Raw genomic sequence first — 14,109 nt, forward strand, 5'->3', positions numbered from 1 at the left:
CGTGAGCGTCTTCGAAGAGTTTCGCGCCAGAATCGCCGGCATCGTCGGGGCGCTCGGGACCGAGGGCCGCCTGCCGGCCGATCTGGACACCGCCAACATCTCCGTGGAACCGCCGCGTGATGCCGCCCATGGCGATCTCGCGACCAATGCCGCTCTGGTGCTGGCCAAGGCCGCGCGCATGAAGCCGCGCGACATTGCGGAGGCGCTGGCCGAGAGGCTGCGCGCCGACAGCGATGTCGAGACGGTGGAGGTTGCGGGCCCCGGTTTCGTGAACCTGCGCCTGTCGCCCGCCTATTGGCAGGGCGTGGTGCGGGGCGTGCTGGCCGCCGGGACCGCCTATGGCGATCTGACTGCCGGCGCGGGCCGGCGGGTCAATATCGAATATGTCTCGGCCAATCCGACCGGGCCGATGCATGTCGGCCATGCCCGTGGCGCCGTGGTCGGCGACGTGCTGGCCAGCCTGCTGATCAAGGCCGGCTATACCGTCTGCCGCGAATACTACATCAATGATGCGGGCAGCCAGATCGAGGTGCTGGCACGGTCGGTCCATATCCGCTACCGCGAAGCGCTTGGTGAGACGGTGGGCGAGATTCCGGCCGGCCTCTATCCCGGCGATTATCTGGTGCCGCTGGGCCAGGCGCTGGCCGCCGAGTTCGGCGACCGTTGGACGGCGGCCCCCGACTGCGAATGGCTGCCGGTGTTCAAGGCCCGTGCCGTCGAGGCGATGATGGCCCTGATCCGCGACGATCTGGCGGCGCTGGGCGTGCGGCACGATGTGTTCTCGTCGGAAAAGGTACTGCACGACAATGGCGCGATCGACGCGGCGCTGGCCGCGCTGACCGAGGCCGGGCACATCTATGAAGGCGTGCTGGAGCCGCCCAAGGGCAAGCTGCCCGACGACTGGGAGCCGCGCCCGCAGACCCTGTTCCGCGCCACCGATTTCGGCGACGATGTCGACCGCGCGCTGAAGAAGTCCGACGGCGCCTATACCTATTTCGCCGCCGACATCGCCTATCATTTCGACAAGTACCGTCGCGGCTGGCCCGAACAGATCGACGTTCTGGGCGCCGATCATGGCGGCTATGTCAAGCGGATGAAGGCCGCCGTGAAGGCGATTTCGGGTGGCGAGGCAGAACTGGACGTCAAGCTCTGCCAGCTGGTCAATCTGATGGCCAATGGCGAGCCGGTGAAGATGTCCAAGCGTGCCGGCACCTTCGTCACCCTGCGCGAGGTTGTGGACGAGGTCGGCCGCGATGTGGTCCGCTTCATCATGCTGACCCGCAAGAACGATGCGACGCTCGATTTCGATCTGGCGAAGGTGACGGAGCAGTCGCGCGACAACCCGGTCTGGTATGTTCAGTACGCCCATGCCCGCGCCCGATCGGTTCAGCGCAATGCGAAGGACCAGATGGGCATCGAGGCGCCGGCCGCCGATGCCGCACCGCTTCATCGCCTGACCCATGATGCCGAACTGGGCCTGATCCGCCGCCTGGCCGAATGGCCGCGGGTGGTGCAGGGCGCAGCCGATGCACATGAGCCACACCGAATCGCCTTTTATCTCCAGGACTTGGCCGCAGAACTTCACGGACTGTGGACGAAAGGCCGAGAGGATGAGAGCCTGCGGATCATCGTGGCTGACGATCCCGAGATCGTCGCCGCCCGCCTGGCACTGATCGAGGCCGCCCGTCTGGTGATCGCCTCGGGGCTCGGCGTGATGGGTGTGCAACCGGTCGAGGAGCTGCACTGATGCCGCAACCGCCGCTCAACGGCGACGACGAGGGCGGGCTTCGCGCCGAGCCGCGCCGGCCCGCCGCAGGGCCGCGGCCGCCGCGCGACGACGACTTCGAACCCGCCGGCCATGTCCCGCTGCCGCGGCGCCATCGCCTGCGTCCGGTCGCCGTGGCGGCGGCGCTGATCCTGTTCGGCGGCCTGGTCTGGTACGCCTTCGATCAGCGCGACGTGTCGATGCGTGATGCCCCGCCGCCGCTGATCACCGCCGATCAGACGCCGATGAAATCCTTGCCCAAGGATCCCGGCGGTATGGAAGTGCCGCATCGCGACAAGACCGTCTACGACGCGCTCGGCGGCGGCACCGAAACAGGAACCGAGCCCGAGCGGGCGCCGGTGGAGCGGCTGATGCCGCCGCCAGAGGACCCCATCCTGCCCGAACCGGATGAAGGTGCGCTGGTGGCCGAGGCGCCGGACGCGGCCGGGCAGGAGGTCGCGCAGGCCCAGAACCAGACACCGGAGCAGCCGGCCGTGCAGGAGGCGCCGGCCCAGGCGGCGCCGGTTCCCGCCCAGCCGCAGCCTCAGGCGCCTGCGGAGACGCCGAAACCGGTGGAACAGGCGAAACCCGCCCCCGAGGCCCCGAAGCCGGTCGAGCCGGCCAGGCCCGTGGAGCCCGCCAAACCCGTCGAGCAGGCCAAGCCCGTCGAGCAGACGAAGCCGGCCGAAGCCCCGAAGCCTGTCGAGCCGCCGAAGTCTCCGGATCTGCGCGACGTGCGCACCGGCGCCGATGCGACGGCCTCGCTGGCCGGCTGGAAGGTTCAGCTGGGCGCCTTCGGCGACGAGGCCGGCGCGCGCAAGGGCTGGGACACATTGCGCACCCGTAACAAGGAACTGGTCGCTGGCCTGCAGCCGGTGATCGTTCCGGTCAAGGTGAAGGACAAGGGTACCTTGTATCGACTCCAGGCCGGTCCGCTGGCCGACGGTGCCGCCGCCAAGGCGCTCTGCGGCCGCTTTGCCCAGGCGAAGCTCGCCTGCTTCCCGGTGGCACCATGAGCACGCCCGCAACCCCCTCGTGTCCGGCCGATCTGCGCCCGATCATCATCGGCTGCCAGGGGCTGAAGCTGACCGCAGAGGAACGGGCGATCATCGCCGGCGAACGCCCGCTGGGGCTGATCGTGTTCGCCCGCAATGTCGACGAACCCGAGCAGCTGTCGGCACTGGTGACAGAATTCCGTGCGGCGGCAGGCAATCCCTATGCCCCCGTCCTGATCGACCAGGAGGGCGGCCGCGTCCGCCGGCTGAAGCCGCCGCATTGGGGTGTGGTGCCGGCGGCGGGGGTCATCGGCCGTCTGCATGCCAAGGATCCGGCAGCGGGGCTGACCGCGGCGCGGCTGACCGGGCGGCTGATCGGTCACGACCTGATTGCGCTCGGCATCGACGTCAATTGTGCGCCGGTGGCCGATATTCGCTTCGCCCACGCCCATGAAGTGATCGGCGATCGTGCCTATTGCGCCGATCCGGTCAAGGTGGCGGCGCTGGCCGGCGCCATGGCGGCGGGACTGGGCGAGGCCGGCGTGCAGCCGGTGGTGAAACATATCCCGGGCCATGGCCGGGCCGAGACCGACAGCCATGCGGAACTGCCGGTGGTCGATGCCGATCTGGACGCGCTTCGGGCAGCCGATTTCGCCCCCTTCCTGGCGCTCAACCGTCTGCCCTGGGCGATGACCGCCCATGTCGCTTATCCGGCGATCGATCCCGACCTGCCGGCGACCCTGTCGGCAAAGGTGATCGACGAAGTGATCCGCCGCGAAATCGGCTTCGACGGCGTGCTGCTGTCCGACGACGTCTGCATGGCGGCGCTGGAGGGCGACATGTCCTGGCGGGCGAATTCGGCCCTGGCGGCCGGTTGCGATGCGGTGCTCCACTGCAACGGCAACACGGCCGAAACCCGTGCGGTGCTGGAAGCGGCCCCCCTGGTGACGGCCGAAGCCCGGCGGCGGCTGACGGCGGCGGCGGCCTGGGCGGCGAAGCGCCGTTCGGCCCAGCTGGATGTTTCAGCCGATCGCAAGGCGCTTGCCGGCCTGATCGGCGACTGACCGGGTTCGGGGGCCGGTGACATGGCCGGCGACATCGGGCATGGCCTCACATCGGACATGACGGCATCGGATGCGGCATCACCGCCGCGTCCGATGCAGCTTGTCCTGGACCTCGACGGTTTCGAAGGGCCGATCGACCTGCTGCTGTCGCTCGCCCGCGACCAGAAGGTCGATCTGCAGAAGATTTCCATCACCCGGCTGGCCGATCAGTATCTGGGCTTCATCGCCGAGGCCCGCCGCCGCCATCTGGAACTGGCGGCGGATTATCTGGTGATGGCCGCCTGGCTCACCTACCTGAAATCGCGTCTGCTGCTGCCGGACGAGGCGCCGTCTGCGGATGAAGACGAGCCGTCGGCCGAGGAGATGGCGGCGGCCCTGGCCCTGCGGCTGCGCCGGCTGGAGGCGATGCGGCGGGCGGGCGAGGCGCTGCGCGCCCGCCCGCGGCTGTTGCTGGACCGGTTTCCCGCGGGCGGGGCAGGGGCGGCGGTCAGAATCGTGGAGCGCCAGGCGACCGACGGCTATGGCGACCTGATCGCCGCTTATGCCCGGATCGCGGAGCGGCGCTTTCGCAATGTGCTGACGGTGACCCCGTCGCGGCTGATGACCATCGATCAGGCGATCGAACGGCTCGGGACCCTGCTGCCGGGGCTGCCGCGGCGCTGGGTGCCGCTGATCGGCCTGCTGCCCGATCTGCCGGCCCCCCGGCCGCTGCCGGCGACGGGCGATCCGCTGGCCTTGGCTGCGGCCGAGGCGGCGGCCGCGCGCGCCAGACGGCTGGAGCGACGCTCTGCCCTGGCGGCAAGCTTCGTGGCGGTGCTGGAACTGGCCCGTCAGGGCCGGCTTGCGGTGGCGCAGAGGCAAGGCGGCGGGCCGCTGATGGTGCATCCGGACGCCCGGGCCCCCATGGACGAGATCCCGACGGATGACGAGGAGGGCGGAGATGAGCGGTGACGACACGGAGCGTTTCGCCCATGCGCGCCGCGTGATCGAGGCGGTGCTCTTCGCCAGCGCCGAACCGCTCGGTCGTGACCGGCTGGCCGAGTATCTGCCGGCGGGGGCCCCGATCGATGCCGTGCTGGACAGTCTTGCCGCCGATTATGCCGGGCGCGGGGTGGAGCTGGTGCGCCGCGACGACGCCTGGGCCTTCCGTACCGCCCCCGATCTGGCCCCGCATCTGCAGGCGCGGGTGGTGGAGCCGCGCCGGCTGGGGCGGGCGGCGCTGGAGGTGCTGGCGATCATCGCCTATCACCAGCCGGTGACCCGGGCCGAAATCGAGGAAATCCGCGGTGTGGCCCTGGCGCGCGGGACGCTGGATCTGCTGATCGAAACCGGTTTCGTGCGCCCCCGTGGCCGGCGGCAGGCGGTGGGGCGGCCGCTCGAATGGGCGACGACGCCCCATTTTCTGGATCATTTCGACCTGGCGTCGCTGGCCGACCTGCCGGGGCTGGACGAATTGAAAGCCGCCGGCCTGCTGGGGCAGGGGCGCGGCATCGCCGATTATGCCGCCGATCAGGAACAGCCGACCCTGCCGCTGGAACCCCGCCCGAAGCCGAGCGGACGGCTTGGCGGCTTCACCGCGGGGCTCGAGGGTGGCGACGTCAACAATGATTGATCCGGTCAACGTCAGCGCTTGCAGAGCTGCCGTCGGCAGGGAAGGTTCGGCGGTCGATGGACAGCATTGGCCCCGGCGGCTAGCTTTGGGGCGGGATGCGGGTACGGGGGGGATGTCGGTCCGACGATGAATGCCAGCGGTATTTTCCGGAAGGCGGCCCTCGACCGTCTGTCTTCCCCCGAACAGCTTGATCAGACACTGACCGTCGCCAGCCCGCGGGGCTGGGCGGCGGCGCTTGTCGTGGCGGCGGCGATGGCCGGGGTCGTGGTCTGGTCGGTGGTGGGGGCGATCCCCGTGCGCAAGGCCGGGCAGGGGTTGCTGATCGCCGAGGGCGGCCGGGTTCTGGATGCACCGGCGCTTGGGGCGGGGACGCTGTCCGAGCTTCTGGTCGGGCTGGGAGACGAGGTCACGGCCGGTGAGCCGGTGGCGCGGATCTCCAACCCGGATCTCGCCCTGCAGCTTGCCAATCTGCGGGCGGTGGTGGCGGAACGCCGCGATGCCCGCACCCGGCTGGAGCAGGATCTTGCCGAGGAAGCGCGCCTGCGGGAGGCGAGCCTGACCGCCCAGCGCGAGGCGCTGGATACCCGCCTCAATGCCGCGCGCAGCCGGCTGGCCTATCAGCAGGGGCGTCTTTCGGATCTGGAGGCCCTGCTGGCCCAGAAGGTGGTGACGCGCGATGCGCTCGCCCGGGCCCGGGACGAGGTCGCCCAGGCCCGCCAGGATCTGGCCGAGGTCGAAAGCGGCACCGCCGATCTCCGCTCACGGAAGATCGAGGCCGAGATCGCCGCCGAGCGCCGCCGCCGCGAGGCCGACGAGGCGATCGCCGAGGCGGAGCGCCGTGTTGCCGAGCTGGAGGCCCGGGCCGCCCGCGGCGCGGTGGTGACGGCACCCGAGACGGGGCGGGTGACCGAGATCAAGCAACTGCCCGGCGCCCAGCTGAGCGCCGGCCAGGCGGTGCTGGCCCTGCAGACCGGCGGCGAGACGCTGGAAGTGGTGATGTTCGTGCCGCCGGCCGACGGCAAGGCGATCCGGCCGGGCATGCCGGTGCAGATCAGCCCGTCGACGGCGCCGCGCGAGAGCTTCGGTACGCTGACCGGCGAACTGGTCTCGGTGTCGGACTTCCCGGTCTCGACCGACGGCATCCGGGCGATCGTCGACAATCCCGGACTTGTCGAGAGCTTCGTTCAGGCGGGCCCGCCCTTCCTGGCCCGGGTCCGCATCGATCGGGATCCGTCGAGCAGCTCGGGCTATCGCTGGACCTCGTCCAAGGGCAGCGATCTTGCGCTTTCGGCCGGTACGCTGGCCTCGGTCGAGGTCGAGACCGCGACCGAGCGGCCCATCGACATGGTGATCCCGCTGCTCAAGGAGTGGACCGGGCTGTGACCGCGCCTGCCGCGGCGCCCGCCGCTCCTGAAAGCCTGATCAAGCCCAACGCGCCGCAGGGCGGGCGCCGCTTCCGTGTGCCGACCATTCTGCAGATGGAGGCGACCGAATGCGGTGCCGCCTCGCTTGCCATGATTATGGCCCATCACGGGCTCTGGCTACCGCTCGAGGTGCTGCGCCGGGAATGCGGCGTGTCGCGCGACGGCTCCAAGGCCGCCAATCTGCTCAGGGCCGCGCGTCGCTACGGCTTCGAGGCCCGCGGCTACCGGCGCGAGCCCGACAGCGTGGTCAACCTGCCCTTCCCGATGATCGTGTTCTGGAACTTCAACCATTTCGTGGTTCTGGAAGGGGTGGATGCGAAGCGCGACCGGGTCTGGATCAATGATCCGGCCATGGGGCCGCGGGCGATGACGGTGGAGGAATTCGACCAGGGCTTCACCGGCGTGTGTCTGGCCTTCCGGCCGATGCCGGAGTTCAAGCGCGGCGGTCGCCCGCCGGGGCTGTTCAAGGCCTTTGCCGAACGGCTGCGCGGCAGCGGCCCGGCGCTCGCCATGGTGCTGATGCTGACCCTGATGCTGGTGCTGCCGGGGCTGGCGCTGCCGGTCTTCTCCAAGCTCTTCGTCGACGGTGTGCTGATCGGCGACGAGCAGGACTGGCTGAAACCGCTGCTGATCGGCATCGGGCTGACCGCGATCATCCGGGCCGGGCTCGATTGGGCGCAGATGCGCTATCTGGCCCGACTGGAACTGAAGCTGGCGATTTCGGGCTCGGCCAAGCTGCTCTGGCATGTTTTCCGGCTGCCGGTGGAGTTCTTCCTTCAGCGCTACCACGGCGACGTGGCGATGCGGGTGGAATCCGGCGACCGGATCGCCCAGCTGCTGTCGGGCGAGTTTGCGACCAATGCGGTCGGGCTGGTCACCATGGTCTTCTATGCCGTGGTCATGATCGGCTATTCGCCGCTGCTGGGGGCCGTGGGCATCGGCCTCGCCCTGGTCAATGCGGTGGTGCTGAAGCTGGCCCAGCGGGCGCGGGAAGATGGCGGCCGGCGTCTTGCTCGCGAACAGGGCGCCCTGGCGGCGACCTCTATGAGCGGCATCCAGCTGCTGGAGACCCTGAAGGCGAGCGGCGGCGAGAGCGATTTCTTCGCCCGCTGGGCGGGTGTCCATGCCCGCTATCTGAACGCCCTGCAGCAGGTGGGCCGGATCACCTCGTGGGTCAATGCGGTGCCGGCCTTCATGGCGGCACTCACCTCGGCCGTGATCCTGGGCATCGGCGGTCTGGAAGGTGATGTCGGGCGCCATCACGGTCGGCGGCCTGGTGGCGGTGCAGAGCCTGCTCGCCAGCTTTTCGGCGCCGATTGCCGGGCTGATGCAGTTCGGCGGCGAGTTGCATGGGATCAAGGGCCAGGTGGCGCGCATCGACGACGTGTTGCGCTATGACGTCGATCCCACGCTCGACACCACCGAAAAGGTGATGCGGATCGATGCGCCCTCGGGCCGCAGGCTGCCGCAGCGTCTGCGCGGCGAGGTGCGGATCGAGAATCTGACCTTCGGCTACAACAAGGCCGAAGCGCCGCTGATCGACGACTTCTCCCTGACCATCCGCCCGGGCCAGCGCGTGGCGCTGGTCGGTGGATCGGGCAGCGGCAAGTCCACCGTGGCGCGTGTGGTCTGCGGGCTTTACCGGCCGTGGAGCGGGCGGGTGCTGTTCGACGGCATTCCCGCCGAAGACCTGCCCCATGCCTATTTCGCCGGCTCCATCGCCTCGGTCGACCAGGACATTTTCCTGTTCGAGGGCACGGTGCGCGAAAACGTCACCATGTGGGACGATACCATCGGCGAGGCCGCCGTCACCCGGGCGCTGCGGGACGCGGCGCTGCTGGATCTGATCGAGGCACGGCCCGGCCGCTACGACTCACCCGTGGCCGAGAACGGCGCGAATTTCAGCGGCGGCCAGCGTCAGCGGCTGGAGATCGCCCGTGCGCTGGTCGGCGACCCGGCGGTGCTGATCCTGGACGAGGCGACCAGTGCGCTCGACACCCAGATCGAGAAGATCATCGACGAGCGCCTGCGCCACCGCGGCTGCACCTGCCTGATCGTCGCCCACCGGCTGTCGACCATCCGCGATTGCGACGAGATCATCGTGCTGGAACGGGGGCGTATCGCCCAGCGCGGCCGGCACGAGGATATGATCCGCGAGGACGGCCCCTATGCGCGGCTGATCCGATCCGAACAGGCCGATGCGGCCAGGGGGCGCGGATGACAGCGGCATCGTCTGAAAGCGCCGGTTTGCCGGCGATCGATCCGGAGCTCGTCGAGGCCAAGGCCGAGCTGCTGGCCAAGATCGATGGCGTGCGGCGCCAGGTCGGCTATCACAATCCCTTCCTGCTCGACCGGCCCGATCTCATCTGGCTGGTGCTGGAAGGCGCGGTCGATCTTTATGCCGTGCCGGTGCGTGACGGCGAGGTGATCGGCGTCGGCATTCATGTCGGCCGGGTGCCGGCCGGCGAACTGGTGTTCTCGCCCGGCCTGGTGCCGTCGGCAGGGGCGCTGGTCGCGGCGGAAGAGGGGGCCGATCTGGCGCTCCGCGCTGTCGCCGTGATGGGCACCGAACTCTTCGAGGCGAAGCGCGCCGACGTTGCCGAGGGCGATTTCGACCTGATCGTGGTCGACTGGCTGGACCGCTGGATCGGCCATATGGCCGGGCTTGCGGTGCCGGGCGCCGGTGCCCGCGCGGCCGAGCTTCTGGAAGCCGACCCGGGCCAGGAGGTGCCGGCCGGCCGGGTGCTGGGGCCGCAGCCCGAAGACGTGATCTGGGTTCAGTGCAACAGCGGCCGGGTGCGGCTGATGGGCCTGCCGGAGCTGGAATACGGTCGCAATGACCCGCCGATACCGGTCGCGCGCCATCTCTGGGTCGAGACGGCCGAGGATGCGATCCTCTCGCCGGCCTATACGCCGACGGTCTTGTTCCGCGACATGGCCTGGGAGGCGCTGGACGCTTTCCACCACATGGTGCTGACGGCCACCGCCCGGCGGCTTGCCGAGGCGGCCGAGCAGGATGGCGGCCGGCTGGAAACCCGTCGGGATGCCAGCCGGCGCCGGTTCGAGACTTCGCTCGGCCGCATCGGACGCCTGCTCGACCGGTACGGGCAGACGGAGACGGCTGGCCTTGCCGAGGGCGCCGGGCCGCTCATCGCCGCGGTCGATCGTGTCGCCCGCGAGACCGGGATCGATCCGGCCTCACGCGGCGCAAAACCGCGTGGCAGACGGGTGCTCGACATCGCCCAGAGCCTGAGGCTCCGCTGTCGGCGGGTGACGCTGAGCGGCGACTGGTGGCGCCGTCCGGGCGCGCCCCTCGTCGCCTTCATCGGTGAGACCGGGGCGGGGGAGCGCGGCCGGCCCGTGGCCCTGCTGCCCGCTGCCGATGGCCGCTGGCGGCTGGTCGATCCCGAGACCGACGGGCCGGACGGTCCGGGCCGGCCGGTCACCCGTGCCGAGGTCGACAGCCTGAGCGGCGAAGGCTGGATGCTCTACCGGCCGTTCCCGGCCAAGCCGATGTCGGTGGGAGAGGTCTGGCGGTTCGGCCTGTACGGCCTGAAAGGCGATGTCCGCACGATCATGGCCTGCGGTCTGCTGGCGGCGCTGACCGGTCTGCTGACCCCGATCGCCAGCGGGGCGCTGTTTTCCAACGTCATCCCGCGGGCCGATCTGCAGACCCATCTCTGGGTGGTGCTGGCGCTGCTGGCGGGTGCGGTCGGCATCCTGACCTTCGCCGTGGTGCGCGGCATTGCGCTGCTGCGGCTGCAGGCGACCATGGACAGCTCGGTACAATCGGCGGTCTGGGACCGGCTGCTTGCCCTGCCGGCACCGTTCTTCCGCCGGTTCACCGGCGGCGATCTGGCCGATCGTGCCAACAGCGTCTCGGCGATCCGTGAATTGCTGACCGGCTCGGCCTTGCAGGTGGGGCTGGATGCCCTGTTTTCGCTGGTCAGCCTGACCCTGCTGTTCTGGTACAGCGCGAAGCTTGCCCTGGTCGCACTGGGCGTGCTGCTGGTCCAGGTGCTGGTGACGGGCATTCTGCTCAGGATCCAGCTGCCCGATCAGCGGGCGCTGCTCAGCCTGGGCGGGCGGATCGAGGGGCTGGTCTTTCAGCTGTTGACGGGGCTGTCCAAGCTGCGTGTGTCTGCTGCCGAACCGCGCGCCTTCGCCCGCTGGGCCGAAGAGTTTTCGGTGCGCAAGCGGCTGACCTATCGGGTGCGGCTGAATGCGGCGGCCCAGGGGGCGCTGGCGCAGCTCTTCCCCGTGCTGGGTACGCTGGCGGTCTATCTCTCGGTCGCGACCCTGCTGACCGGGCCCGACGGCCGGCCGGAATTCGGCATCGGCCCGTTCATGGCCTTCACCGCCGCTTTCGGCCAGCTGACCATGGCGATGACCTCTCTGGTCGCGACGGCCGGCACCGTGCTCGCCATCGTCCCGCTTTACGAACGGGTGACGCCGATCCTGACCGAGATGCCCGAGATCACCCCCGACCGGGCCCATCCGGGCGAGATCACCGGCCGGATCGAGTTCTCTCACGTCACCTTCGCCTACGCACCCGATGCGCCGCCGGTGCTGGACGATCTGTCGCTGACGATCGAATCGGGCGGCTATATCGCCTTCGTCGGCGAAAGCGGTTCGGGCAAGTCGACCCTGCTGCGCCTGCTGCTCGGTTTCGAGCTGCCGCAATCGGGCGGTGTCTATTTCGACGGTATGGATCAGGCCGGCCTGGACCTGACGGCACTCCGTCGGCAGATCGGCGTGGTGCTGCAGAACGGCCGGCTGATGTCGGGCAGCATTTTCGACAACATCGTCGGCTCGTGGCCGCTGACCCAGGACGATGCCTGGGCGGCGGCGCGGCTTGCAGGCCTGGACGAGGATATCCGGGCCCTGCCCATGGGCATGCACACGGTGCTGTCGGAAGGTGGCGGCACACTCTCGGGCGGGCAGCGCCAGCGGCTGATGATCGCCCGGGCCCTGGTCCACCGGCCACGCATCCTGGTGCTGGACGAGGCGACCAGCGCGCTCGACAACCGCACCCAGGCGATCGTCAATGACAGCATTTCGAAGCTGAACATGACCCGGATCGTGGTCGCGCATCGCCTGTCGACCATTCAGGACGCCCATCAGATCTATGTCATGAAATCGGGCCGGCTGGTGGAGCAGGGCGACTATCGCAGCCTGATGGCGCTGGATGGCGAATTCGCGGCCCTGGCCCGGCGCCAGCTGCTGTAGGCCCTCAGCCAGGGGACACGGTCGTCAATCCGCCGTCGGCAGACCGGCCTCGGCTGCAGCGGCGCTCTCGATCATGCCGCGCAGGCTGCCGGTGTTGGCGAAATCCCAGCGGCCGTCATAGACGACGTCATCGATCCGCCAGCCGTCATCGCCGCGCAGGATCGACAGGCGATCGGTCCAGCTGGTCATCAGCGTGCCGGCCTCGTAGGCATAGCGCAGCTCGACCGAGGCGGTGTTGCGCGCCAGGGTCACGGCGCCGACACGGCAGCTCGTGGCGCCCTCGAACAGGCTGGAGAACAGATCGCCATCGGCGAAGGGCGGTTTGTCGCCCGGGGCCTGGCGGATGGCGGCATCGTGAAGATGCCGGGCGGCGGTGAGCGCACCATCCAGGCCGAGGGTGATCAAAGGTTCAAGGGCATGCTGTGCAGCGGGCGACGGCAGACCGCCGCCGTGGAGGTCCGGATAGACGGCACAGAAGGCCTCGGCGAGCTGTGAGACCTCGACGCCGTCTTCGGCGGCTGCCGCACGTGCGGCGCTTGCCTGGGCATCGAGCGTGGAGCCATAGATCTCTTCGGCGCGGGCGACATGCGGCAGGGCATTGCAGATCAGCATCGCCAGAAGCCATGCCGATGCCGTCTCTATTCCCCGGTGACCGGGTTTACGAACACGCGCCATTTGACCGCCTCATAATCGCCAGTCGGATCATGATACGGCACATCGAGCGCGAGTGCGCGCGCTTCCAGCCCGCCGGTCGCCGCCAGAACCCCGAAGGCGGCCACGACCACGTCGCGGCGCGCGCCGGCAAGCGCCTCGCTCGCATCGAGCAGGTCGCGCTGGGCATCGAGCAGGTCGATCAGCGGCCGCCGGCCCAGATCGACCTCGCGCGCGACGCCGTCGAGTGCGGTGGTCGCCGCCTCGACCTGCGCCTCGCGCGCGGCGATGGCCGCACGGGCCGCCAGCATGTCGCGCCAGACCCGCTCGGTCCGCTCCACGATGCTGCGTTCGGTGGCAATGCGGGAGAGGCGGGCTTCGGCGGCGGTCTTGCGGGCCTCGCGCAGCCGGCTCTCGGCGATGCCGGCACTGTAGATCGGCACTGTCAGCTGCAGGCCGACCGCTGCGGCTTCGGTCTCCCGCGGGTTGACATCAAGGCTGGAGCGATTGCGGCTGAGGCTTCCGGTGACGGAGACCTTGGGCAGTAGGGCGCCGCGGCTGACCGCAATCCCGTCCGTCGCCGCCTCGGTGTCATAACCGGCGGCCACGATCTGGGGATTGGCTTCCCTGGCACGGAGCAGGGCGGCGCCCAGGGTGTCGGGCAGATGGGCCGGCAAGGGGGCCGGGGCCGGATCCGTCGGCTCCTGGCCGGTCACCGCAAGATAGGTGGCCTGCGATTTGGCGAGAGCGGCTTCGGCGGCGACCACCCGTGCCTCTGCATCGGCCACGCGCGCACGGGCCTGGGCAAGATCCGCGGCCGTGGCGTCGCCCAGATCGTGGAGGGCGCGGGTCTGATCCAGCCGTCGCACCAGCAGGTCGCGGGCCTGGCGGTTCAGGTTCAGGACGTCCAGGTCCCGCGCGACATCCACATGGGCGGTGACTGCGGCGAGCAGCACCTCGCTCTCGGTGGTTCTGAGGCGGGCCCGCTCGGCCCTGATGGTGTTCTCGGCCCGGTCGAGCCCGGCGGAGGCGGCGCCGCCGCTATAGACCGGCTGGTTCAGCGTCAGCGCCTGCTGGTCCTGGCGATTGGTGCGGTTGACCACGCCGTCATAGGTCAGGTCCTGTACGTCGCGGCTGGCCGCGGCCGACAGGCTGGGCAGGAAACCGCCGAGCGCCTGCGGGCGCTGCTCGTTGACGACGTCGAGCCGTGCCCGCCCGACCGCCAGATCCGGATTGGCGAGATAGGCGGCGGCCAGGGTTTCACGCAGGGTCTGTGCACAGGCCGGCGTTGTCACGGCCATGACAGCGGTGAGGATGACGGCAAAGGGCCAGGCATGAGGCTGCCGGCCTGGCCGGTGCCGGATCGGGG

Annotated in this window: 11 protein-coding genes; 9 read left to right on the forward strand and 2 right to left on the reverse strand. The window is 69.8% G+C overall.

The features are described 5' to 3' along the window. The first annotated feature begins 1 nt into the window (after window position 1). The 9 genes from argS (at window position 2) to CMO28_RS08095 (ending at window position 12,089) form a co-directional block, all read left to right on the forward strand. Window positions 2–1,747, forward strand: coding sequence for an arginine--tRNA ligase (argS, locus tag CMO28_RS08055; RefSeq protein WP_296712195.1), 1,746 nt, complete (start codon window positions 2–4; stop codon window positions 1,745–1,747). Further along, a complete protein-coding gene (locus tag CMO28_RS08060) occupies window positions 1,747–2,781 on the forward strand; it encodes an SPOR domain-containing protein (protein ID WP_296712198.1) in 1,035 nt (344 codons plus the stop codon). The genes argS and CMO28_RS08060 overlap by 1 nt, the downstream gene beginning before the upstream one ends. Continuing rightward, complete coding sequence (gene nagZ / locus CMO28_RS08065) at window positions 2,778–3,824, forward strand: beta-N-acetylhexosaminidase (RefSeq protein WP_296712200.1); 1,047 nt, start codon at window positions 2,778–2,780, stop codon at window positions 3,822–3,824. The genes CMO28_RS08060 and nagZ overlap by 4 nt, the downstream gene beginning before the upstream one ends. 21 nt (window positions 3,825–3,845) lie before the next feature. Beyond that, window positions 3,846–4,775 carry a segregation and condensation protein A gene (locus CMO28_RS08070; protein ID WP_296712203.1) on the forward strand — a complete coding sequence of 310 codons (930 nt, stop codon included), beginning with the start codon at window positions 3,846–3,848 and terminating at the stop codon, window positions 4,773–4,775. Then, window positions 4,765–5,436 (forward strand): SMC-Scp complex subunit ScpB, encoded by a 672-nt coding sequence (gene scpB, locus CMO28_RS08075; protein ID WP_296712205.1) that lies wholly within the window; start codon window positions 4,765–4,767, stop codon window positions 5,434–5,436. Before CMO28_RS08070 ends, scpB begins: the two co-directional genes overlap by 11 nt. Window positions 5,437–5,562: 126 nt before the next feature. Continuing rightward, complete coding sequence (locus tag CMO28_RS08080; protein WP_296712208.1) at window positions 5,563–6,819, forward strand: NHLP bacteriocin system secretion protein; 1,257 nt, start codon at window positions 5,563–5,565, stop codon at window positions 6,817–6,819. Continuing rightward, window positions 6,816–8,258, forward strand: a complete 1,443-nt coding sequence (locus CMO28_RS08085) for a cysteine peptidase family C39 domain-containing protein (protein ID WP_296712210.1) — start codon at window positions 6,816–6,818, stop codon at window positions 8,256–8,258. Before CMO28_RS08080 ends, CMO28_RS08085 begins: the two co-directional genes overlap by 4 nt. 34 nt (window positions 8,259–8,292) lie before the next feature. Continuing rightward, window positions 8,293–9,081: an ATP-binding cassette domain-containing protein gene (locus CMO28_RS08090; RefSeq protein WP_296712659.1), complete on the forward strand. Its 789-nt coding sequence runs from the start codon at window positions 8,293–8,295 to the stop codon at window positions 9,079–9,081. Continuing rightward, entirely contained in the window at window positions 9,078–12,089 is a 3,012-nt protein-coding gene (locus CMO28_RS08095) for an NHLP bacteriocin export ABC transporter permease/ATPase subunit (RefSeq protein WP_296712213.1), read from the forward strand. Before CMO28_RS08090 ends, CMO28_RS08095 begins: the two co-directional genes overlap by 4 nt. 24 nt (window positions 12,090–12,113) lie before the next feature. Here CMO28_RS08095 and CMO28_RS08100 read toward each other — a convergent pair whose 3' ends face one another. Beyond that, on the reverse strand, window positions 12,114–12,701 hold the full coding sequence (locus CMO28_RS08100; RefSeq protein ID WP_296712216.1) for a hypothetical protein: 588 nt from the start codon (window positions 12,699–12,701) through the stop codon (window positions 12,114–12,116). 26 nt (window positions 12,702–12,727) lie between these two features. Further along, window positions 12,728–14,041 (reverse strand): TolC family outer membrane protein, encoded by a 1,314-nt coding sequence (locus tag CMO28_RS08105; RefSeq protein WP_296712220.1) that lies wholly within the window; start codon window positions 14,039–14,041, stop codon window positions 12,728–12,730. Between the last annotated feature and the right edge of the window lie 68 nt (window positions 14,042–14,109).

It is taken from the genome of Tistrella sp., from assembly GCF_002684955.1.
GTDB lineage: Bacteria > Pseudomonadota > Alphaproteobacteria > Tistrellales > Tistrellaceae > Tistrella > Tistrella mobilis.

Excerpts from the sequence above, each read along its gene's own strand:
- CMO28_RS08060 (WP_296712198.1), top strand. The coding sequence starts at position 1,747 with ATGCCGCAACCGCCGCTCAACGGCGACGACGAGGGCGGGCTTCGCGCC.
- nagZ (WP_296712200.1), top strand. The coding sequence starts at position 2,778 with ATGAGCACGCCCGCAACCCCCTCGTGTCCGGCCGATCTGCGCCCGATC.
- CMO28_RS08070 (WP_296712203.1), top strand. The coding sequence starts at position 3,846 with ATGGCCGGCGACATCGGGCATGGCCTCACATCGGACATGACGGCATCG.
- scpB (WP_296712205.1), top strand. The coding sequence starts at position 4,765 with ATGAGCGGTGACGACACGGAGCGTTTCGCCCATGCGCGCCGCGTGATC.
- CMO28_RS08080 (WP_296712208.1), top strand. The coding sequence starts at position 5,563 with ATGAATGCCAGCGGTATTTTCCGGAAGGCGGCCCTCGACCGTCTGTCT.
- CMO28_RS08090 (WP_296712659.1), top strand. The coding sequence starts at position 8,293 with ATGCGGATCGATGCGCCCTCGGGCCGCAGGCTGCCGCAGCGTCTGCGC.
- CMO28_RS08095 (WP_296712213.1), top strand. The coding sequence starts at position 9,078 with ATGACAGCGGCATCGTCTGAAAGCGCCGGTTTGCCGGCGATCGATCCG.
- CMO28_RS08100 (WP_296712216.1), bottom strand. The coding sequence starts at position 12,701 with ATGCTGATCTGCAATGCCCTGCCGCATGTCGCCCGCGCCGAAGAGATC.
- CMO28_RS08105 (WP_296712220.1), bottom strand. The coding sequence starts at position 14,041 with ATGGCCGTGACAACGCCGGCCTGTGCACAGACCCTGCGTGAAACCCTG.